Genomic DNA, 20,768 nt, shown 5'->3' with positions numbered 1-20,768 from the left:
GTGTCGCCGGACGGCCGGTTCAGAGTTCGACGGCGACGTCGCCGACCGGGGCGCTGACACAGATCTGGATGCGGCGGCCCGGTTCCGAATCGACGTCGCCGGTACGCACGTCGCGCGTGCACCCCGACAGCCGGACGGCGGTGCAGCTGTGGCAGATGCCCATGCGGCATCCGTGTTCGGGCGTGAGACCGGCCGCTTCGGCCTGTTCGAGCAGCGTCGACCCGGTGTTCTGGGCAACCACGCCGGATTCGGCGAAGGAGATCTCGCCGCCGGCATCGTCCGTCGACACGACCGGTGGTGCGAGGACGAATTCCTCGGTGTTCACCATCGTCTCGGCTCCCTGTTCGGCATAGACCGCGCGGATGCCCGCGACCATCTCCGCCGGACCACACACGAAGGTGGGCGTGTCGGCGTACCAGGGTGCGACGGCCGCGAGGTGGCTGCGGTCGAACCAACCCTGCAGCAGCCCGTCGTCGGAGCGGGTGTGCGCGTGGACGATCTCGATGTTGGGTCGGTCGGCAAGAGCGTCGAGTTCGGCGCGGCGCGGAACATGCCCGGGGGTGCGGGTGTAGTAGAGCAGCACCGCGCACCCGTCGTACCCCTCGGCGACGAGACCGGACAGCATCGACAGCACGGGAGTCAGCCCGGAGCCCGCGGCGACGAACAGCAGACGTCGGGGGCGTGGGCTCGGCAGCACGAACTCGCCTGCGGGAGAACCGAGTTCGATGACGTCTCCGACCTGCGCTCGGTCGTGGAGGTGGCGTGAGACGGTACCCTCGGGATGCCTGCCGATGGTGAACCGCAGGTCGGGCCGGCGCTTCGACTCCGCTTCGACGAGCGTCGGCGAGTAGCAGCGCGTATGCCGCACACCGTCGACACGCACCGACATGGTCACGTACTGCCCGGGTAGGGGTCGGCACGGCTGCGCGGGGCGCACCGTGATCGTGAGCGAGTCGGTGGCACTTCGGTCCACATCTGTAATCCGGGCATAGTTCGCCGACGTGACGAGAAGCGGGTCGGCGAGTTCCAGGTAGCGGTCCGGGTGATGCGGGTAGGACAGCACTCCGAGTGCCTCTACCAGCAATTTTCGCAACGAACCCGAGCGCCGGACGGGCGTCGGACGGGCGCGCACGATCATGTCTGTCCGCCTTTCGGTAGACCTCTGCGTGCTCAGTGAACGAATGTGCACTGAAATCAGTGTGACAGCCGGACACACCCGCCTGTCAACCCCGATGTGACTGCTGACACAGATGTACGGACACCGCTGGGAACGTCATGCCTAGACTCAGGGGGTGTCCACCGCTTCCGCACCTCCGCCGACCACACGCGCCGAACGCAAGGAACGCACACGTCAGGCGCTTCTCGACGCCGCCCTCGACCTGTCCGCCGACCGGGGACTCGGCGGGCTGAGTCTGAGGGAGGTGGCCCGTCACGCGGGCATCGTGCCCACCGCGTTCTACCGGCACTTCTCGTCCATGGACGAGCTCGGCGTCACCCTTGCGGCGGACACGATGCGGGTACTTCGGCGCCTGCTGCGCGACGCGCGTCGCACGCCCGGTCCGGCAGGTGCGCGGCAATCGCTCGACGTGCTGGTCCAACAGGTACGGGCACACAAGGCGGCTTTCCGGTTCCTGGCACGCGAACGCCACGGCGGCGTTCCCGAGGTCGCCACCGCGATCTCCGTCGAACTGCGCCTGCTGACCAGCGAGCTCGCCGCCGACCTGGGCCGCTCCCCGGGCCTCGAGGACTGGGAGTTCGACGATCTCGAGATGGCCGCCGATCTGCTGGTCACCGCGATGCTCGATTTCGTCCTCGACCTGCTCGCCGTCGAACGTCCCGGCAGTGCGCAGGAATCGGAGGTGGTCACGCGCGCGGAGAAACAGATGCGTCTGATCCTGCTGGGCGCGGCGGCGTGGCGGCCGCGACGGACGTCGAACGACCGGTGACGGGTCGGCTCGACGCCGGTTCGTCGAGGTGGCCAGGAAATCCTGTCGCAGACACTCCTCTTCCGTAACGTGGTTCCCATGGCATCGACCGAACCCGCCACCTACGACGACCTGACCTTCGACGTGCGCGTGGCGGGTCCGAGGGACGGCCCACCCGTCGTGCTCCTGCACGGCTTCCCCGAGACATCACGCAGCTGGACGCCGGTGGCGCGCCTGCTCGTCGAGCGCGGTTTCCGCGTGATCGCCCCCGACCAGCGCGGGTACTCCCCCGGTGCCCGGCCGAACGGCGTCGAGCACTACGCGGTGCCGGCGCTCGCCGGTGATGTCCTCGGCCTGCTCGACGAGTTCGGGCTCGATCGCGTCCACCTCGTCGGACACGACTGGGGCGCCGCTGTGGCGTGGTACTTCGCCGCCCACAATCCCGATCGCGTCTCGGCGTTGACCGCGGTCTCGGTCCCCCACCTCGCCGCCTACGGCTGGGCGTTGCGGGAGGACGCCGACCAGCGCGAACGCTCCTCCTACATCGGTCTCTTCCGCGAGGAAGGCAAGGCGGAGACCCTGCTCCTCGCCGATGACGCGCGGCGCCTGCGGGCGATGTTCACCTCCGCAGTCGACCACGACTCGGTCGACCACTACGTCTCCGCCCTGTCCGCGCCGGGCGCTCTCACCGCCGCCCTGAACTGGTATCGCGCCATGACGCGGGATCTCGATTCGACTCCCCCGGTCCGCGTCCCGACGACCTACATCTGGAGCACCGCCGACATCGCGATCGGCCGCGCCGGCGCCGAACGCTGCGGCGAATTCGTCGACGCCGAGTACGACTTCGTGGTCCTGCCCGACGTCTCGCACTGGATTCCGGAGGAAGCGCCGGCCGAGATCGCGAACGCAATCTCGCGGCGACGGAACGGCTGAGAGTCCACCGACCGTGGCTTCCGGCCGCTGCAGCTTCGGTCAGCCCACCACCGGGGCGAGCAGCACCTCGAGTTCGGCGACGACCGCATCGAGCGGAGCCGAACTGCGTTGCGCCGGGGCCGCGACCAGCGCGCCCTCCAGGGCGGCGATGACCAGGCTCGCCAACGACCGGCACGCTCTGCACCGACGCCGGCGGCCGTCAGCGACCGCTCGATCCGGGTGGTTGCCCGGTCCGTCGTCTCTTCGACGAGTTGCGCCTTACCGCCGGGAAAGTGGTGGTAGATCGAGCCGCGCGGCGCCCCGCTGTTCTCGAGCACGTCCCGGAACGACGTGGCCGCGACACCTCGTTCGCTCATCAGCGCGATCGCGCCGGCGATCATCGCCGCGCGCGGTCCGTCCCGCCGTTCTGCAGCGATCACCCGTTCCTCCGGCAGTGGTGGTGGTCCCCCATACTCTGTGTATGTTGTCGTACGGATCCGATCCTGCGCGACACCATCTTCCGAGGAGCCCCTGCCATGACCGACGTCTCGGTGACCACTCACGTCTTCGACGCTGCCGTCGACCTGTTCGAGGTCCGGGACGATCGCACCGAAGGGCACACGCACCCCGCCTACGCGAACATGGTCGGCCCGTTCGGCGGTATCACCGCCGCGACTCTCCTCCGCGCGGTCGAACGACACCCGGACGTCCTCGGCATGCCGCTGTCCCTGACGATCAACTACGCCGGCCCCATCGCCGACGGACCGTTCGACATCGCGGTGCGCCCGGTGCGCACGAACCGGACCACCCAGCACTGGTCGATCGAACTGTCGCAGGGCGGCGAGGTCGCCACCACCGCAACGGCCGTCTTCGGTCTCCGTCGCCCCACCTGGTCGTCGACCGAACTGCAGGCGCCGGCCGCCCCGGCCCCCGACTCGCTCGAGCCGACACCGCTGCCCGACTTCATCGCGTGGGCACGCAACTACGAGATGCGGTACACCGCAGGAGTCGTTCCCGAGGAGGGCAGCGCGGAGGTCGCCGACTCCACGTCGACGCTGTGGGTCCGCGACGTCCCGTCGCGCCCGCTCGACTTCGCCTCGCTCACCGCGATGTGCGACATCTTCTACCCCCGGGCATTCCTGCGTCTGGGTCGGGTGCTGCCGGCCGGCACGGTCTCGATGACCGTCTACTTCCACGCGGACCCGGAGACCGTTGCCGCGCAATCCGACAGCCCCGTGCTCGCGACCGCACGTGCGAATCGGTTCGAACAGGGCTTCTTCGACCAGAGCGCACAACTGTGGGGTCGCGACGGCGTTCTGCTCGCGACCTCGCACCAGATCGTCTACTTCAAGGCATGAGCGGGACGCTCGGTATTCGATCGACCCGACCGGTCGGCATTCGGCGCCCGCTCCGGTCACCGGCACACCTGTAGCCTCGGAAACATCCACCCACCGGATTGCGAGGTCCACTGTGACGATGCCGAGACTTCTCCGACGGTCGGGGGTCATCGCCTGCGCCGCAATCGCGTTCACGACCGTGGGCACGGTCGCCTGCGCCGACACGCAGGACATGCCCCCGGCTGCGGACTACGCGTCGTACGTCGCCCTGGGAGACTCGTTCACCTCCGGGCCCGGCATCCCGCCGCAGACCGACGGCGATCCGTGCGGGCGGTCGGCGAGCAACTACCCCACCCTCGTCGCGACCGATCTCGGTATCGAGGACTTCGTCGACGCGTCGTGCGGCGCCGCCACCTCACTCGACTTCGCGATGCCGCAGACCACCTTCCGCGGCGCGACGGTGCCACCGCAGTACGACGCGCTGCGCCCCGACACCGAACTCGTCACTGTGGGTATCGGCGGCAACGACATCGGTCTCGTCCAGCTGGCGCTGGGATGCGTCAATCTCTCGGCGCCACCCGATGGCGCGTCGTGCGCGATCACGAACACCCCGGACGGCACCGACCGTGTCGACGCCGCCATCGACGCCTTCGCGCCCGTCTACACCACGGTGATCGACGAGATCCGCCGGCGTTCCCCGGAGGCACGCATCGTGCTCGTCGGCTATCCCACCGGAATCCGCGACGGCGGGTGCTTCCCCGAGCAGCGGATCTGGCCCGACGACGCGACCTACCTGCAGGAGAAGATCGACCGGTTGAACACCGTCATGCGCGAGCAGGCCGAGGCCGCGGACGTGGACTACGTCGATCTGCGCGATTCGAGCCGCGACCACGACGTGTGCGCCGATCCGGAGACCCGGTGGATGGCCGGCCTGCAGCCGGCCGCCGGATCGATCCCGCTGCATCCGAACGCGGCCGGGCACCGCAACGCCGCCGACCAAGTGCTCGCCACGATCACCGACTGAGCCGGTTCACGCCTGCTCCGGCGTCTCGGGAGCCCGCACGGCGAGCAACGACACCAGGCCCGCGCCGAGCACGATCAGCAACCCCACGATCCCCGCTCGGTCGGTGCCGAACCACCACACGAAGAACCCGAACAGCGTCGGTGCCAGAAACGACACCGCACGTCCCGTCGTCGCGTAGAGACCGAACATCTGCCCCTCCCGTCCCGGCGGGGTCAGGCGCGCCAGGAAGGTCCGCGCCGACGACTGGGCCGGACCGACGAACAGACACAGCACCAGACCGAAGATCCAGAACATCGTCGGACCCGACACCACGAGCAGGACGATGCTGGTCGCGATCATCGCGACCAGCGAGCCCACGATGACCGCCTTGGGCCCGACCCGGTCGTCGACGCGTCCGGCCACCAGTGCGCCCACCGCGGAGACGACGTTCGCGGCGACACCGAAGATCAGCACGTCGCCCGCTCCGATCCCGTAGACCGTGACGGCGAGGACCGCCCCGAAGGTGAAGACGCCGGCGAGACCGTCCCGGAACAACGCCGACGCCCCGAGGTACCAGATGGTGCGACGATCCGCCCGCCACAACTCCGTCAGGTCGCGCCACAGCACGCGGTAGGACTCGACGAAACCGGCGCGGCGGGCGACGTCGCCACGCGCGACCGGCTTCTCCGGGACGGCGAGCAGCACGGGCACAGCGAACACCGCGAACCATACGGCCGCGAACAGCGCGACGAGCCGGATGTTGGTGCCGCCCTCGGTGGGAACACCGAGGAAACCGCGGGTGTCGCCGTCGCCGGCGATGAACCCGGTGTAGCACAACAGCAGGAGCACGATGCCACCGAAATAGCCCATCGCCCAACCGAAGCCCGACACCCGTCCGATGTCGTCCGGCGTCGACACCTGGCGCAGCATCGAGTTGTACGGGACCTGCGCGAGCTCGGCCATCACGGATGCCACGCCGAGCAGGACCAGCCCGAGCCACAGATAGTGGTAGTCGTCGCGCACGAAGTACATCGCCGCCATCGCCGCGACGGTGACCCCGGTGAGGATGCCCAGCGACCATTTCCGTCGCCCGACTGCGTCGTACCGCTGGCCCGACACCGGCGCGGTCACGGCGATGACGAACCCGGCGATGCCGAGCGACCATCCGAGCCAGGTGCTCGCCGAGATCCCACCCGGCAGGTCGTCGCCGACCGCGTCGGTGAGATAGACGGAGAATACGAACGTCAGGATCACGGCGTTGAACGCCGCGGAACCCCAGTCCCACAGACCCCACGAGACGACCTGACGACGTGTCGTGGCCTCCCCGGCCCCGCTCGCCGTGTCCGTGAACGCATTCATGCCCCGGAGCCTAGGCTTCCGGAGCTGCGGTGGCATGGAACGACTCCGTCGCGCGGCACCGAACGACTCGGCCCCATGGCCGGGGCGGGCCCGGTCGCCGCTCCCGAGCCTGCCGCTACGCTGACCCACTGTGACTCTGCCGAATCCCCATCCCGATGCCCGTGCCGTCGTCACCGGAGCGTCCTCCGGCATCGGCGAGGCCCTCGCAACCGAACTCGCCACCCGCGGCCATTCGCTGATCCTGGTCGCCCGTCGCGGAGAGGTGATGGAGGTCCTCGCCGAGACCCTGCGCGCGAAGCACGGCGTGACCGTCGAGGTGCGCGCCTGCGATCTGTCGGACCGCGACGCACGGACACCACTCGCCGACGAACTCGGACGTAGGCGCATCAGCATCCTGTGCAACAACGCCGGTATCGCCACCTTCGGCGCGGTCGCCGAGCTCGACGCGGCCTACGAGCGGGCACAGGTCGAGCTCAACGCCGTCGCCGTCCACGACCTCACCCTCGCGGTGCTGCCGCAGATGGTCGAGCGGAACTCCGGCGCGATCCTCATGGTGGGTTCGGCCGCAGGCAACATGCCGATCCCGAACAACGCCACCTACGCCGCGACGAAGGCGTTCGTCAACACCTTCTCCGAGTCCCTGCGCGGTGAGCTCAAGGGCACCGGCGTGCATGTCACGCTGCTCGCCCCCGGCCCGGTGCGCACCGAGGAACCCGACCCGGCCGAGGCGTCGATCGTCGACAAGCTGGTCCCGGACTTCCTGTGGATCTCGAGCGAACACACCGCGAAGGTGTCGCTCGACGCGCTCGCCGCGAACCGGATGCGCATCGTGCCCGGTGTGATCAGCAAGGCCATGTCGGCTGCCGGTCAGTTCTCGCCGCGGTCCATCTCGGCCCCGATCGCCGGCGCGTTCTACAAGAAGCTCGGCGGCAGCTGACGGGCCACCGCCCAACGAATCGTTCCTTCACCGCCTTCGGCGGCGTCCTGTGCCGAATAGGCTCCGGCCGATCTCCCGGCCGGCTGCGGACGCCGCCGAGCGGATGAAGCTGCGCACGGCTGCGCTGCCGAGCACCTGCTCCACGACCGACGCCCCGGCATCGTCCGGCGCCTGCGACGGCATGTCCGGGATCGGTTCGATGTCGGTGGCCCCGACCACCGATGCGGTGAGCTTCTCGTAGGCCGATTCCCGGTCGATGGTGCGGCCGTACTTCCCGTAGAGCGGGTTCGCTTGCGCCGACGCACGCATCGCGCTCTCCCCCACTGTGCCCATCAGCGAGCGCGGCGGTCGCAGACGCGTCCAGGCGACGGGCGTGGGCGTGCCCAGTTCGGACAGGACCGTCACGATCGCCTCCCCGGTCGCCAGACCGGTCAGAGCGTCGGCGAGATCGTAGGCGTCGGTCTTCGGGAAGGTACGCACCACCTTCGCGAGCGCGGCCTCGTCCTCGGGGGTGAAGGCGCGCAACGCGTGCTGGATCCGCGCTCCCAGTTGTGAGAGCACGCTCCGGGAGATATCGGTGGGCGACTGCGTACAGAAGACCACACCGACGCCCTTGGACCGGATGAGCTTCACGGTCTGTTCGATCTGCTGCAGGAACGCCTTCGACGCATCGGTGAAGAGCAGATGCGCCTCGTCGAAGAAGAACACGAGCCGCGGTGTGTCGACGTCGCCGACCTCCGGTAGCGACTGGAACAGGTCGGCGAGCAACCACATCAGGAATGTCGAGAACAGCGCGGGTCGAGTGGCCTCGTCGCCGAACTCGAACAGATTGATCGTGCCCTGACCGTCGATCACCCGCAGCAGGTCCTCGACCTCCAGTTGGGGTTCGCCGAAGAATCCGTCCCCACCCGCGTTCTCGAGGTTGACGACCGCGCGGAGGATGACGCCGGCGGTCGCGGGCGACACGGCACCGAGATCGTCGAGTGCACCGCGCCCTTCGTCGCTCGTCAGGTGGCGGATCACCTGCCGCAGGTCGGCGAGATCGAGCAGCGGCAGGCCGTTGCGGTCGGCCCAGTGGAAGACCAACCCGAGAGTCGACTCCTGAATGACGTTGAGCCCCAGCACCTTCGAGAGCAGGATCGGCCCGAACGAGGTGACGGTGGCGCGGACGGGGATACCGACCCCGTCGGTACCGAGCGAGTAGAAGGCCACAGGGTGCCCCGTGGGCGTCCAGTCCTCGTCGCCGGTGTCGCCCGCGCGGTTGAGCACCGCATCGTCGGGCTCGCCGGCGGCCGACAGGCCCGACAGATCGGACTTCACGTCGGCCATCACCACCGGCACGCCCGCCGCCGACAGTTGTTCGGCCATGACCTGCAGCGTCTTGGTCTTGCCCGTGCCGGTCGCACCGGCGACCAGCGCGTGACGATTCAGAGTGGCGAGCGGGATGCGCACCGGCGCGTCGGGATCGGCGACGCCGTCGAGCACGACGGTGCCCAGTTCCAGCGCCTCGCCGATCACCTCGTACCCGGCCGCGATGGTCGCGGCGGTGATCTCCGGCTTGTCGGTCATGCTCGCCCCCTCCGGCCTCGACCTCGCCCACTGCGACGGTACCGGGCCGTCGAACCCACGGAAGAACCGTTCTTATCGGATGCCGGAATTGTCGCATTACAGTGATTCCGATCACAACCGCAGCGGCACGGTTTCCCAGCTAGTACACCGCGTTGACCTGCACTTTCTCTACGAGAATCCGTTCCGTCGACGACGTGAGGATCGTTCGCAAAAACAACGACGTGTGCTAGCAACGAACTACGCGACATATTCCACGAACACAGGAGAAACACATTGACGCCCAAGATCGCCATTCTCGGAGCAGGTCCCAGTGGACTCGCACAGCTGCGCGCTTTCGAAGCAGCCCGAAAGGCCGGTCTGGAGCAGATCCCCGACATCGTCTGCTACGAGAAGCAGCCCGACTGGGGAGGAATGTGGAACTACACCTGGCGCACGGGACTCGACGAGCACGGTGAGCCCGTCCACGGGAGCATGTACCGCTACCTGTGGTCCAACGGCCCGAAGGAATGCCTCGAGTTCGCCGACTACTCCTTCGAGGAGCACTTCGGACGCCCCATCCCGTCGTACCCGCCGCGCGCCGTCCTGCTCGACTACATCATGGGTCGCGTCGAGAAGAGCGACGTGCGCAAGTACATCCGGTTCAACACTGCGGTGCGGTGGGTCGAGTGGTCCGACGAGACGCAGAAATTCACCGTGACGGTGATGAACCACGACCGGGGCGCGCTGGAGTCCGACGAGTTCGACCACGTCGTCGTCGCCACCGGACACTTCTCCACCCCGCAGGTCCCCCACTTCGACGGTCTCGACCGGTTCCCGGGACGTGTGCTGCACGCCCACGACTTCCGCGACGCCCGCGAGTTCACCGGCAAGCGACTGCTGCTCGTCGGCAGCAGCTACTCGGCCGAGGACATCGGAACGCAATGCATCAAGTACGGCGCCGAACAGGTCACCTTCAGCTACCGCAGCGCACCGATGGGTCACCACTGGCCCGAGCAGTTCTCCGAGGTGCCGTTGCTCACCCATGTCGACGGCAAGGTCGCCCACTTCCGTGACGGCAGCACCCGCGTGGTCGACGCCATCGTGCTGTGCACGGGGTACAAACACCACTACCCGTTCCTGCCCGACGAACTCGCACTGCGCACCGACAACCGGCTCTACCCGCGCGACATCTACAAGGGCATCTTCTTCCAGCGCAACCCGAAGCTGATGTACCTCGGCGCACAGGACCAGTACTTCACGTTCAACATGTTCGACGCCCAAGCCTGGTACGCACGCGACTTCATGCTCGGCCGCGTCGACCTGCCCGACCTCGACACCCGCGAGCAGGACATCGACCACTGGCGGGCACGCGAGGAGAAGCTGTCGTCGCCGGTGGAGGAAATCGACTTCCAGGCCGCGTACATCCGCGATCTCGTCGACCGCACCGACTACCCCGAGTTCCACGTCGAACGCCAGGGGGAGGTGTTCAAGCAGTGGAAACAGGACAAGAAGCGCGACATCATGGGCTACCGCAACAACAGCTACCCCTCGACGCTCACCGGCACCGTCGCTCCGCCGCTGCCGGCACCGTGGATGGAGATCCTCGACGACTCCCCCGAGTCCTTCCTTCGGCACGACTTCACCGCCCCGGAAGTGAGCACAGTGGGCCGGACCCTCGACCGGCAGTACACCCCGGCGGCACGTCGTTCCACCCGTCCGGCGGCGCCGCGCACGGCCTCCGTGAAGGCGTGAGGGTGCCCGTTTCCTACCGGACCGTCGACGCCGCGCCTCATGGGTGCGGCGTCGGTGGATAGTCTGTCTGTCGTGCAGGACAAACTGGTATGGATCGACTGTGAGATGACGGGGCTGCGTCTCGGCAGCGACAAACTGATCGAGATCGCGGCTCTGGTCACCGACAGTGATCTCAACGTGCTCGGCGAGGGCGTGGACATCGTGATCCACGCCGATGACGACGCCCTCGCCGACATGCCGGAAGTCGTGCAGCAGATGCACGAGCGGTCCGGCCTCACCGAAGAGGTGCGCCGCTCGACGGTCAGCCTCGCCGAAGCGGAGAAGCAGGTCCTCGCGTACATCCGGGAGCACGTCACCGAGGCGGGCACGGCGCCGCTGGCCGGCAACTCCATCGCGACCGACCGCGCGTTCATCACCCGCGACATGCCCGAGCTCGACAACTACCTGCACTACCGCATGGTGGACGTCAGCTCGATCAAGGAGCTGTGCCGGCGCTGGTATCCGCGCATCTACTTCGGCCAGCCGGAGAAGGGCCTGTCGCACCGGGCACTAGCGGACATCAAGGAGTCGATCCGCGAACTGCGCTACTACCGGCGCACGGCCTTCGTGGCGCCTCCCGGCCCCACTCCGGCCGATCTTGCAGCCGTCGTAAAGGACCTGGGACCGGCCTGACCAGCCGATTCGTCTTTTTCGTCTTCGTCAGGCTAGTATCTGTACCGCAGGCGCAAGCCACCGAAAGGTTGCCGGCGAATGCAATGGTGAGTGTAGTTCAGTTGGTAGAGCACCAGGTTGTGATCCTGGCTGTCGCGGGTTCGAGTCCCGTCACTCACCCCGAAGAGAACCCCCGATCGGATTTCCGATCGGGGGTTTTCTCGTTCCCGGAAGAATCCTCACGCACAGCGGTTCTTCACGCGCAGGCCGGTCTATTCGAACGAGCGCGTCACGAAGGCGTCGACGTCGGCCCGGGAGCGCTCCACCGTCGTGTAGTGCCCGGCCATATAGACGCGGTAGTCGACGTCCGCCCCTGCGACCTTCATATCGGCGGCGAGCGCCGCGGACAGCGGCAACGGGACCATCACGTCGTGGATGCCGTGCGCGAGGAAGACCGGCCGGTCGTAGCCGTCCACCGGGGCGGCGAGATAATCGGCCAGCAGCGACGGCATCGGACCCTCGGCCAGCGGGCGCGCGAGCAGATCCCCGACCGGGATGTCGCGCACCGACTCCTCGAGATCGTCGTAGCAGAGCTCTTCGGCGCGATCGACGACCTCACGGCCGATCGGGGTCAGGTAGCCCTCGACGTCGGCCTCGGGGTAGGCGTCGCGCAGCCCAGCGAAGATGTACCCGCTGAAGCTGACGAGGCCCCACAGTCCAGGATCGGGGAAGCCCGGGACGCCGATCGTGAAGGCCCGTTCGAGGTTCGCCGGAGCACCCGTCGCGACCGTTCCGCGGAAGTCGAGTTCGGGAGCGCGGGAGGTCGCGATCGCAGCGGTGTGCAGCGCCGCGTGTCCTCCCTGCGACTGCCCCATCACGATCCAGCGCTCCGACAGCGGCGCCCCACCGTCGCGGGCGGCCCGGACGATGTCGACGATGCTGTTCGCGGCGCTGGGGCCGTCGAGATAACGGTGGAGACCCTCGGAGCCCAGACCCGGGAAGTCGGCCGAGACGACCGCGTACCCGGAATCGAGCCAGTGCTGCAGATAGGTCCGCTCGAGATCGGAACGCGGCGTGCGGGTCGTGAGCGCGCAGTCGTCGCCCACACCGGTCGTGCCGTGTGCCCACGCGATGACGGGCCAGCCCCCCTCGGGGGCATCCCCCCCGGGCAGGAACAACGCGCCCGTGGCGACGGTCGGCTCCCCCGACCGCCACTCGGTGGCGTACTCGAGCTTGATGGCCGTCGCGGCACCGGGCACCGACAGTTCGTCGGGCAGCGGCAGCTGCGAGACCACCGAACCCGGTGCCGGAGCGGACGACGAGGCGACCGGCGAGGCCGCCGCCCCTGCCGGTGTCAGCGCCGCGAGCAGCACGGCACCGCAGAAGGCAGCGCTCCACCATCTCCCCCGAACAACCATCGATCCCCCTTCACCCGTCACGCCGCAGCGTTGCCGGCTTTCCATGTCGACCACGGGATGTTCCAGTCACCGAGTCCGTCCGTTCCGGGGAGAGTGCCGCCCACGGTGTTGCGGACCACGACGATGTCGCCGCGCTTGGTGTTGTCGAAGATCCACTTGGCGTTGGCGGGGCTGAGGTTCAGGCAGCCGTGACTGACGTTGCGCACACCCTGGTCGCCGAGCGACCACGGGGCGGAGTGGAAGAAGATGCCGCTGTAGGACATCCGCGTCGCCCACTCGACCGGCGTGCGGTAACCCTGCGCCGAGTCGGAGGGGACGCCGTAGGTGGACGAGTCCATGATCATGGACTCGAACCGGTCGCCGATGATGTAGACGCCGTTGGGCGTGGGCGTGGAGTCCTTGCCGAAGGAGGTCGGCATCGCGATGACGTCGACGCCGTTGCGCGTGACAGTGACCTGCTTGGTCGCGTCGTCCGCCGTGATGACCACCGCATCGCCGATAGTGAAGGACGAGTGGACGTCGGACTGACCGAAGAGGCCGTCGCCGAGATCCTTGCCGTAGACGTTCACATCGACGGTGATGGCGGTGCCGGGCACCCAGTAGTTCTCCGGCCGCCACCGCACCTCGCGGTTGTTGACCCAGTAGAAGGCGCCCTCGACGGGCGGGTTCGTGGTGACGGTGATGGCCGCCTCGGCCGCGAGCCGATCCGGGATGTTCTCGTCGAACTGCACGGCGATCGGCTGGCCGATACCCACGATCGAACCCTCACCGGGCAACACGTAGGGCTGGGTGAGATTGGCCGGCGACGAGGTGGTGAAGGCCGCCGTCGACGTGGTCGCGCCGCCGAGTCCGTACGCGACGGTCTCGAGCGTGTAGGAGCGGTTGTAGCCGAGCGGTGCGGTGTTCACCCAGGTGAGTCCGTCGTCGGCGAGTTCGCCCTGCACCGGCTCCCCTGCAGGGTTGAGCAGGGTCACCGAGTCGAGCTTGCCGTTGACCACCGAGACCGTCACCGGGTCGATCGGCGAGAAGCCGACCGATCCGTCGGCGACACTCGACGACACCGTCGGCTTGATCAGCGCCGCCACGGGATTGGAATCGATGGGCACTTCTTCGGCGCCCGTTCCCGAACCGCCGGCGCATCCCGTGACGAACGCAACAACGCCGACGACGACCACTCCGAGGATTCCCCGTACCCGACGACCCCCGGGGTTCCCCGCACTCGACTCCGTCACTTCCATACTCCGATCCCGCCTCCCCCAAGGCACCGAAAACGCACGTCACAACACCGAACACGATGATGCCAGCTTCTCTTGCGGCCGACCCGACGCGACTCCCCCGTACGTCGGTAACGTTCGAATGACAATCGCTCCGACCGTCCGATCCGTTACCTCCACAACCTTACAGAAACATTCTGACCAGCCGATTTGGCGCGTCGCGCGACGGTGTGTAATGTTCTTCTCGTTGCTGGGACGGCATCCCGGGAATACATCGTCAAGCGCCATTAGCTCAATTGGCAGAGCAGCTGACTCTTAATCAGCGGGTTCGGGGTTCGAGTCCCTGATGGCGCACAACACGAAGGCCGGACACCCAGTGTCCGGCCTTCGTTCTGGCGGTGACACCGTCCTCCGCGTCGTCCGGCGACGACCGGGAGACACATCGCCACGCGCCATTAGCTCAATTGGCAGAGCAGCTGACTCTTAATCAGCGGGTTCGGGGTTCGAGTCCCTGATGGCGCACAACACGAAGGCCGGACACCGGAAACGGTGTCCGGCCTTCGTCGTTCGCGGCGGTTCGGCCCCGGAACGAGGAACACCCACGCCGGGTCGGCGTGGGTGTTCCTGTGTGCAGCCGGGGATCAGCGCAGGATTCTGCGCAGTACCAGCAATCCGACGACCGTGCCGGCCGCGATCGCCGCGTACTTCTTCACCTGCGGCTGGTTCACCTTCGCGAGGATGGTCTGCTTCGTGCTTGCCACCAGATTCTTCGGGTTGGCGCGGACGCTCAGTTCGTCGAGTGTGCTCGCGAGCTGATTGCGGGCCTTCTCGATCTCCCGCTCGATGTCCTCGGTGTCCCTAGCCACGTGTCCTCCAGAAGGTCGCTGCAGTGTGCTGCGACCACGGTAATGGACGCGCGCCGGGAATGGCTGCACGGTCCACTACTGTCGCCTCCATGACCGAGAACAGCAGACTCGCCCCCGGTGATCCCGCACCCGATTTCACCCTTCCCGATGCCGACGGCAACGAGGTGTCGCTGTCGGATTATCGCGGACGCAAGGTCATCGTGTACTTCTACCCAGCCGCGAGCACCCCGGGATGCACGAAGCAGGCGTGCGACTTCCGCGACAGTCTCGCCGAGCTGAACGAGGCGGGCCTCGAGGTGATCGGCATCTCGCCCGACAAGCCTGCCAAGCTCGCGAAGTTCCGCGACGCCGAACAGCTGACCTTCCCGCTGCTGTCGGATCCCGAGAAGATCACCCTCCAGGCATGGGGTGCCTTCGGCGAGAAGAAGATGTACGGCAAGACCGTCACCGGCGTCATCCGCTCGACCTTCCTCGTCGACGAGGACGGGAAGATCGAGGTCGCGCAGTACAACGTCCGCGCGACCGGGCACGTGGCGAAGCTGCGCCGCGACCTGTCCGTCTGACGCCCGGGTGCCCGGCCGGCAGCGTTACCGCGGCGCCAGCGAGGTCAGCAGCAGCGCCTCGGCTACGGCGAGATTCTCGATCTCGGTGGGGTCGACGCTCTCGTTCGGCGCGTGGATGACGCAGCGCGGTTCCTCGACGCCGATCAGGGCGATCTCGGCCCGCGGCACGGCGCGGTGCAGCGCGGTGCACAGCGGGATCGATCCGCCCTGCCCGGCGGTCCCGACCTCCCGGCCGTAGGCGGCCTCGAGCGCCGCGCGCAGTGCGGCGTAACCCGGACCGTCCGTCGCCGCCCGGAAGGGTTCGCCGAGGACGTCGCGGTCGATGCTCAGATGCGCTCCCCACGGGACGTGGGCCTCGAGATGGGCAACGAGCGCGTCCTGGGCGGTGCGGGCGTCGATGCCGGGCGGCACGCGCAGGTTCAGGCGTGCGGACGCGCGTGGCACGACCGCGGCGGCCGATCCGACCATCGGCGGAGCGTCGATCCCGAGGACGGTCAGTGCCGGTCGCGCCCACACCGCGTCGGCGACGGTTCCGGAGGTGGGGAGCGAGACACCGTCGAGCACGCCCGCGTCGGCGCGGAAACGGTCTTCGGGATAGGGCACACCGTCCCAGGTCGCGGTGCAGTCCAGTCCGTCGACGACGGTGTTGCCGCGCTCGTCGCGCAGGGTGCCGAGCAGATGGATCAGCGCGGCCAGCGCGTCGGGGGCCGCTCCCCCGTACATCCCGGAGTGGATCTCGCCCTTCAGCGTCTCGATGTGGACGTCGACGTTCGCGATGCCCCGCAGCGTCGTGGTGAGGGTGGGCCGGCCCACCTCGGCGTTGCCGCTGTCGCCGATGACGATGAGATCGGCGTCGAACATCTCGGGTCGTTCGGCGACGAGGTGGTCGAGGCCGGCGCCGCCCATCTCCTCCGAGCCCTCGACGACGATGCGGACACCGACGGGCAGTGGGCCGTCCGCACACAGCGCCCGCAGTGCGAGCAGGTGCATAACGACGTTGCCCTTGCAGTCGGCGGCGCCGCGGCCGTACCAGCGGCCGTCCCGTTCGGTGAGCGTGAAGGGCTCGCTGCGCCAGAGTGATTCGTCGCCGGGCGGCTGAACGTCGTAGTGGCTGTAGAGCAGAACCGTCGGGGCGCCGTCGGGGGCGGGCGTGTGTCCGAGTACGGCGAGCGAGCCGTCGGCGGTTTCGATCGTCTCGACGCTCTCGATTCCCGCCTCGGTGAAGGCATCCCGCACCCAGTTCGCTGCACCGACGCATTCCTCCACCGGGAACTGGCGCGGATCCGCGACGGAACGGAACGCGACGAGCCGCGCGAGATCGTCGCGCGCAGCCGGCATCGCCTCCCGGATCCGCTCGCGGATGCGCTGCGTCGCGTCGGTGTCTGTCGCTGTCATGATCCGTCCTCCGCACGTCGGATGAGTACGTCGATTCCGTCCAGCAATCGTTCGAGACCGAAACGGAAGTCCTGCTCGTGCCATACTGCCTCGTCGTCGGCGTCGCTCCCGTCGGGGTCGAACGCGCCGCCCTCGACCGCCGCCAGCACCGAGGGGTACTTCTCGGGATCGAGGATGCGCCGCAGCATCGCCGGGGTGTCGGCCGGGTCGTCCGCGACATCGGTTCCGAGTTCCCACGAGAAGCGTGCGCGACCGATGGCGTAGAGCGAGATCATCATCACCACCTGCACCTTCGCAGGTTCGTCGAGTGGGGTGGCGGACAGCGCGCCGAGTCCCGCGTCGAGCCAGAGCAGGTTGTTGGGATAGTACGGCGCCGTGCGGATCGGGTACTGCGTCAGCCACTTGTGCGCGCGCAGACTCCGGTACTCGGCCATCGCCCATGCCTCGAGCCGTTCCCGCCAGTCGCCTCCGACCGGTAGCTCGGGGGGCGACCCGATGGCGCGGTCCCACGCGAGTTCGACGAGCTGGTCCTTGTTGCTCACGTAGCGGTACAGCGACATGGTGGTGAAACCCAGTTGCTTGGCCACCCGGCTCATCGAGAGCGCTTCGAGCCCTTCGGCGCCCGCCACCTCGATCGCCGCATCGAGGACTTGTTCGAGCGTGAGTCCCCGTCGCGGGCCCCGGGTGCCGGTATCGCTCAATCCCCATGCCAGCTGCACACTCTGCGGCAGCGGATCGTCGGGCTCGGGACTGCTCATGCTCCTCCAGATTTCGGGTCTTGCCGCCATCCTAAAACTGCGTACGATATACACATCGGTATATTGCATACACAGTTAGTGAGATGTCATGACTCGTTCCGTTCCCGCCATCGACGTCCGGGGCCTACGCAAGTCGTTCGGCCCGACCACCGTTCTCGACGGCGTCGACCTCCGGGTCGACACCGGATCCGTCTTCGCACTGCTCGGCGCGAACGGCGCCGGCAAGTCCACCACCGTCCGCATCCTGACCACCCTGTTGCGCCCCGACGCGGGCACCGTCACCGTGGCCGGCCTGCCCCTCCCCGGCCGCGCCCACGCCGTGCGCGAGAACATCGCACTCACCGGCCAGTACGCCGCGATCGACGACGTCCTCACCGGCACGGAGAACCTCCGTCTCGCAGCGCGCCTCGCGCACCTGCCGTCGGCCGCGATTCCCGGTCGCGTCCGTGACCTGATCGAACGTTTCGACTTCGCGCACGTCGCCGACCGGCGCGCCGGCACGTACTCCGGCGGCACGATGCGACGCCTCGACATCGCCATGAGTCTCGTCGCGTCCCCGCAGGTGTTGTTCCTCGACGAACCCACGACCGGGCTCGACCCGCGCAGCCGCCTCGTGATGTGGGAGGCGATCCGCGAACTCGCCGGCGACGGCGTCACCATCTTCCTGACCACCCAATACCTCGAGGAGGCCGACCGACTCGCCGACCGCATCGCCGTCCTCGACGGCGGGCGGGTCGTCGCCGAGGGCACACCCGACGAACTCAAGTCGCTTGTGCGCGGCGGCTATCTCGAACTGCGCTTCTCCACCGACGCCGACCTCACCCATGCCGCGTCGGTGCTCGACGGCGAGATCGACCGGGCAGCACTGACACTGCAGGTCCACACCAAGGGCGATCTGCCCCACGTCGCCGCCCTGCTCGACCGCCTCGCCGCCGAGGCGGTCCCCGTCGAGAAGTTCGGGCTGCACTCCCCCACCCTCGACGACGTCTTCCTCACCCTCACCGGCTCCACCGACGAAACAAAGGTCGTCCGATGACACTCCTCGCGCACTCCACCCCGCTCCGCTTCGCCGCGCGCGACCACGCCGCCGTGACCGGCAGGAACCTGCGGCGGATGCTCCGCAGCCCCGACGCGCTGCTGATGGGTCTCGCACTGCCGGTCCTGCTGCTCGTGTTGTTCGTCTACGTCTTCGGTGGCGCGATCGACACCGGCACCGACTATCTCAACTACGTCGTGCCCGGCATCGTGCTGTTGTCGGCGTCCTTCGGGGCGGCACAGACGGCCGTCGCGGTCGCCTCCGACATGCACCGCGGCATCGTCGACCGGTTCAGGTCCATGCCCATCGCCCGCTCCGCCGTGCTCACCGCGCACGTCGTCGCGAGTCTGGTCCGCAATCTCGCCAGCACCGTCGTGGTGTTCGTGGTGGCCGCACTCATGGGATTCCGGCCCGACGCCCACCTCGTCGAATGGGTGGCCGCCACCGGTGTCATCGCGTTGTTCGTCCTGGCGATCTCCGCCGTCTCGGCCGCGCTCGGGATGCTCGCGGGCAATGACGAGGCCGCGAGCGGGTTCACCTTCCTCCTGCTCTTCCTCCCCTACGTGAGCAGCGCGTTCGTCCCGCCCGAGACGATGCCCGGATGGCTGCGCGGTTTCGCCGAACACCAGCCGGTCACCCCGGTGATCGAGACCGTCCGGGGACTGCTCACCGGCACCGGGATCGGGTCGTCCGCGATCGTCGCGATCGGGTGGTGCGCGGCGTTCACCGCAATCGGCCTGGTCGCCGCCACAGCACTGTTCCGACAGCGGACCGCACGCTGACCTGTGGCTGCCCGGTTTGTGACACTCTGACTCACAACAAGTATTCGGGAAAGCACGGACGTCCGGCTAGCCTGGGCGCGTGGAGTCAGCAACGAACGGCCGCCGCGCCCCGCGCCGGATCGATCCGGCGCTCGAGGTTCAGGCCGAGCCCCAGGAGCTCGTGCCGCGTCGGCGGCCCACCCAGGAACGGAGCCGCCGCAAGTTCGACGCCCTGTTGGCCGCCTCGCGTGAACTGCTCACCGAGGTCGGCTTCGAGTCGTTCACCTGTGAGGAGGTCGCGTCCCGCGCCGACGTCCCCATCGGCACGCTCTACCAGTTCTTCGCCAACAAGTACGTGATCGTGTGCGAGCTCAACCGGCAGGACCTCGTCGGCGTCCAGAGCGAACTCGCCCAGTTCAACGGCAAGATCCCGTCCGTCGACTGGTTGCGCTTCCTCAACAGCTTCGTCGATCACCTCGCCGGACTGTGGACCACCGATCCGTCCCGCCGCGAGGTGTGGCTCGCGATGCAGTCCACCCCGTCCACCCGGGCCACCGGCGCCATCCACGAGCGCGAGTTCGCCGAGCAGGTCGCGCGGATGCTGGCACCGCTCACCCCGGACACCCCGCGACCGCGCCGGAAGCTCATGGCCGAGGTGCTCGTCCACATCGTGTATTCGATGCTCAACTTCTCGGTGCAGGACGACCAGACCCACGCCGACGCCGTCGTCGAACTCAAGCGCATCATGGTCGCCTACCTGCAGATCGCCGAACAGGACTCACGCGCTCAGGCCAAGCGACGCCAACGCCGCGAGGAACGCGAGGAATCCGCACGCGGACAGGCCGGCCGGCAGGACACCGAAACGGATCAGGCCGAGGAAGCCAGCGCTCCCTCGTCCTGAGTCCCCACATCTACGTACGCCGGCCGTCGACCTCATCGAGGACGACGAACGCGCCGGCCATGTCACCGTCGTGGGTCAACGACACATGGATCCGGACGCCGGTCAGCTTCTCGGCGACCTGCCGGTGCAGCCGGATGCTCGGGCGACCCCACGCGTCCGAGACCACTTCGATCTGCTGATGGATCGTCTCCGGTAGCACCGGTGGGCTGCCGAACAGCGACGCCGACCACGCCTTGATCACCGCCTCCTTCGCCGCCCACCGGGCGGCGAAGTGCCGGGCGGGATCGGAGCTGCGGGTGTTCGCGTCGCGACGCTCACCCGGTGTGAAGTTCGCCAGCATCGTCGTTCCCGTCCGACCCAGCTGTTCCGCGAACTCCGGCACCGACACGAGGTCGAACCCGACACCCGCAACTCCCATCCCGAGACCCGTGC

General features: G+C 68.1%; 20 protein-coding genes, 3 tRNA genes and 1 pseudogene. 14 read left to right on the top strand and 10 right to left on the bottom strand.

All coding sequences use genetic code 11. The features are described 5' to 3' along the window. Window positions 1-19 precede the first annotated feature (19 nt). Window positions 20-1,138 carry a ferredoxin reductase gene (locus IM25_RS14295; RefSeq protein ID WP_033096438.1) on the bottom strand — a complete coding sequence of 373 codons (1,119 nt, stop codon included), beginning with the start codon at window positions 1,136-1,138 and terminating at the stop codon, window positions 20-22. A gap of 154 nt (window positions 1,139-1,292) precedes the next feature. On the opposite strand from IM25_RS14295, the gene IM25_RS14290 reads away from it, so the two are divergent. Continuing rightward, the gene (locus tag IM25_RS14290; RefSeq protein WP_033096437.1) at window positions 1,293-1,946 is read left to right on the top strand and encodes a TetR family transcriptional regulator; all 654 of its coding nucleotides are present in this window, start codon (window positions 1,293-1,295) and stop codon (window positions 1,944-1,946) included. A gap of 78 nt (window positions 1,947-2,024) precedes the next feature. Beyond that, entirely contained in the window at window positions 2,025-2,858 is an 834-nt protein-coding gene (locus tag IM25_RS14285; protein ID WP_024100537.1) for an alpha/beta fold hydrolase, read from the top strand. Between the two features lie 39 nt (window positions 2,859-2,897). Here IM25_RS14285 and IM25_RS27625 read toward each other — a convergent pair. Then, window positions 2,898-3,238, bottom strand: a pseudogene (locus tag IM25_RS27625) (helix-turn-helix domain-containing protein). A 135-nt stretch (window positions 3,239-3,373) separates the two neighbouring features. Between IM25_RS27625 and IM25_RS14275 the strand changes: the two are divergent. Both IM25_RS14275 and IM25_RS14270 read left to right on the top strand, forming a co-directional pair. Next, window positions 3,374-4,195 carry an acyl-CoA thioesterase gene (locus tag IM25_RS14275; protein ID WP_019289008.1) on the top strand — a complete coding sequence of 274 codons (822 nt, stop codon included), beginning with the start codon at window positions 3,374-3,376 and terminating at the stop codon, window positions 4,193-4,195. 112 nt (window positions 4,196-4,307) lie between these two features. Next, complete coding sequence (locus IM25_RS14270) at window positions 4,308-5,198, top strand: SGNH/GDSL hydrolase family protein (RefSeq protein WP_006554375.1); 891 nt, start codon at window positions 4,308-4,310, stop codon at window positions 5,196-5,198. 6 nt (window positions 5,199-5,204) lie between these two features. Here IM25_RS14270 and IM25_RS14265 read toward each other — a convergent pair whose 3' ends face one another. Then, on the bottom strand, window positions 5,205-6,536 hold the full coding sequence (locus tag IM25_RS14265; protein WP_019289006.1) for an MFS transporter: 1,332 nt from the start codon (window positions 6,534-6,536) through the stop codon (window positions 5,205-5,207). Window positions 6,537-6,666: 130 nt separating this feature from the next. Here IM25_RS14265 and cmrA point away from each other — a divergent pair, with 130 nt between their 5' ends. Next, window positions 6,667-7,473: a mycolate reductase gene (gene cmrA / locus IM25_RS14260; RefSeq protein WP_006554373.1), complete on the top strand. Its 807-nt coding sequence runs from the start codon at window positions 6,667-6,669 to the stop codon at window positions 7,471-7,473. 27 nt (window positions 7,474-7,500) lie between these two features. Here the strand turns inward: cmrA and IM25_RS14255 are convergent, their stop codons facing one another. After that, on the bottom strand, window positions 7,501-9,042 hold the full coding sequence (locus IM25_RS14255; RefSeq protein WP_033096436.1) for a helicase HerA-like domain-containing protein: 1,542 nt from the start codon (window positions 9,040-9,042) through the stop codon (window positions 7,501-7,503). Window positions 9,043-9,315: 273 nt separating this feature from the next. Here IM25_RS14255 and IM25_RS14250 point away from each other — a divergent pair, with 273 nt between their 5' ends. From IM25_RS14250 to IM25_RS14240, 3 genes are all read left to right on the top strand, one after another. Further along, entirely contained in the window at window positions 9,316-10,773 is a 1,458-nt protein-coding gene (locus IM25_RS14250) for a flavin-containing monooxygenase (RefSeq protein WP_019289004.1), read from the top strand. A gap of 72 nt (window positions 10,774-10,845) precedes the next feature. Next, window positions 10,846-11,445 carry an oligoribonuclease gene (gene orn / locus IM25_RS14245; RefSeq protein ID WP_024100533.1) on the top strand — a complete coding sequence of 200 codons (600 nt, stop codon included), beginning with the start codon at window positions 10,846-10,848 and terminating at the stop codon, window positions 11,443-11,445. Window positions 11,446-11,531: 86 nt separating this feature from the next. Further along, a tRNA-His gene (locus IM25_RS14240) sits at window positions 11,532-11,604 on the top strand. A gap of 92 nt (window positions 11,605-11,696) precedes the next feature. Here IM25_RS14240 and IM25_RS14235 read toward each other — a convergent pair. Then, window positions 11,697-12,842, bottom strand: a complete 1,146-nt coding sequence (locus IM25_RS14235) for a lipase family protein (RefSeq protein WP_033096689.1) — start codon at window positions 12,840-12,842, stop codon at window positions 11,697-11,699. A gap of 17 nt (window positions 12,843-12,859) precedes the next feature. Next, window positions 12,860-14,080, bottom strand: a complete 1,221-nt coding sequence (locus IM25_RS14230; RefSeq protein WP_198162494.1) for a L,D-transpeptidase — start codon at window positions 14,078-14,080, stop codon at window positions 12,860-12,862. 257 nt (window positions 14,081-14,337) lie between these two features. On the opposite strand from IM25_RS14230, the gene IM25_RS14225 reads away from it, so the two are divergent. Both IM25_RS14225 and IM25_RS14220 read left to right on the top strand, forming a co-directional pair. Beyond that, a tRNA-Lys gene (locus IM25_RS14225) sits at window positions 14,338-14,410 on the top strand. A 95-nt stretch (window positions 14,411-14,505) separates the two neighbouring features. After that, window positions 14,506-14,578, top strand: a tRNA-Lys gene (locus tag IM25_RS14220). Between the two features lie 119 nt (window positions 14,579-14,697). Here IM25_RS14220 and IM25_RS14215 read toward each other — a convergent pair. Further along, entirely contained in the window at window positions 14,698-14,922 is a 225-nt protein-coding gene (locus IM25_RS14215; RefSeq protein ID WP_006554762.1) for a DUF3618 domain-containing protein, read from the bottom strand. 89 nt (window positions 14,923-15,011) lie between these two features. Here IM25_RS14215 and bcp point away from each other — a divergent pair, with 89 nt between their 5' ends. Then, window positions 15,012-15,485 (top strand): thioredoxin-dependent thiol peroxidase, encoded by a 474-nt coding sequence (bcp, locus tag IM25_RS14210; RefSeq protein ID WP_006554761.1) that lies wholly within the window; start codon window positions 15,012-15,014, stop codon window positions 15,483-15,485. A 24-nt stretch (window positions 15,486-15,509) separates the two neighbouring features. Here the strand turns inward: bcp and IM25_RS14205 are convergent, their stop codons facing one another. Next, entirely contained in the window at window positions 15,510-16,880 is a 1,371-nt protein-coding gene (locus IM25_RS14205) for a dipeptidase (RefSeq protein ID WP_033096435.1), read from the bottom strand. Next, the gene (locus tag IM25_RS14200) at window positions 16,877-17,638 is read right to left on the bottom strand and encodes a TetR/AcrR family transcriptional regulator (protein WP_033096434.1); all 762 of its coding nucleotides are present in this window, start codon (window positions 17,636-17,638) and stop codon (window positions 16,877-16,879) included. The genes IM25_RS14205 and IM25_RS14200 overlap by 4 nt, the downstream gene beginning before the upstream one ends. 88 nt (window positions 17,639-17,726) lie before the next feature. Between IM25_RS14200 and IM25_RS14195 the strand changes: the two genes are divergently transcribed. The 3 genes from IM25_RS14195 to IM25_RS14185 all read left to right on the top strand — a co-directional run bounded on the left by IM25_RS14195 (window position 17,727) and on the right by IM25_RS14185 (window position 20,336). Next, entirely contained in the window at window positions 17,727-18,674 is a 948-nt protein-coding gene (locus IM25_RS14195; RefSeq protein ID WP_065996134.1) for an ATP-binding cassette domain-containing protein, read from the top strand. Then, on the top strand, window positions 18,671-19,456 hold the full coding sequence (locus IM25_RS14190) for an ABC transporter permease (protein WP_024100527.1): 786 nt from the start codon (window positions 18,671-18,673) through the stop codon (window positions 19,454-19,456). The genes IM25_RS14195 and IM25_RS14190 overlap by 4 nt, the downstream gene beginning before the upstream one ends. A gap of 79 nt (window positions 19,457-19,535) precedes the next feature. After that, complete coding sequence (locus IM25_RS14185; RefSeq protein ID WP_033096432.1) at window positions 19,536-20,336, top strand: TetR family transcriptional regulator; 801 nt, start codon at window positions 19,536-19,538, stop codon at window positions 20,334-20,336. 10 nt (window positions 20,337-20,346) lie between these two features. Here IM25_RS14185 and acpS read toward each other — a convergent pair whose 3' ends face one another. After that, window positions 20,347-20,754 carry a holo-ACP synthase AcpS gene (gene acpS / locus IM25_RS14180; RefSeq protein ID WP_006554757.1) on the bottom strand — a complete coding sequence of 136 codons (408 nt, stop codon included), beginning with the start codon at window positions 20,752-20,754 and terminating at the stop codon, window positions 20,347-20,349. Between the last annotated feature and the right edge of the window lie 14 nt (window positions 20,755-20,768).

Source organism: Rhodococcus sp. p52 (genome assembly GCF_000763325.2).
In the GTDB taxonomy this organism is placed as follows: Bacteria; Actinomycetota; Actinomycetes; order Mycobacteriales; family Mycobacteriaceae; genus Rhodococcus; species Rhodococcus pyridinivorans.
The sequence above is the reverse complement of the archived record's forward strand: the minus strand, read 5'-3'. Positions and strand labels throughout refer to the sequence as shown.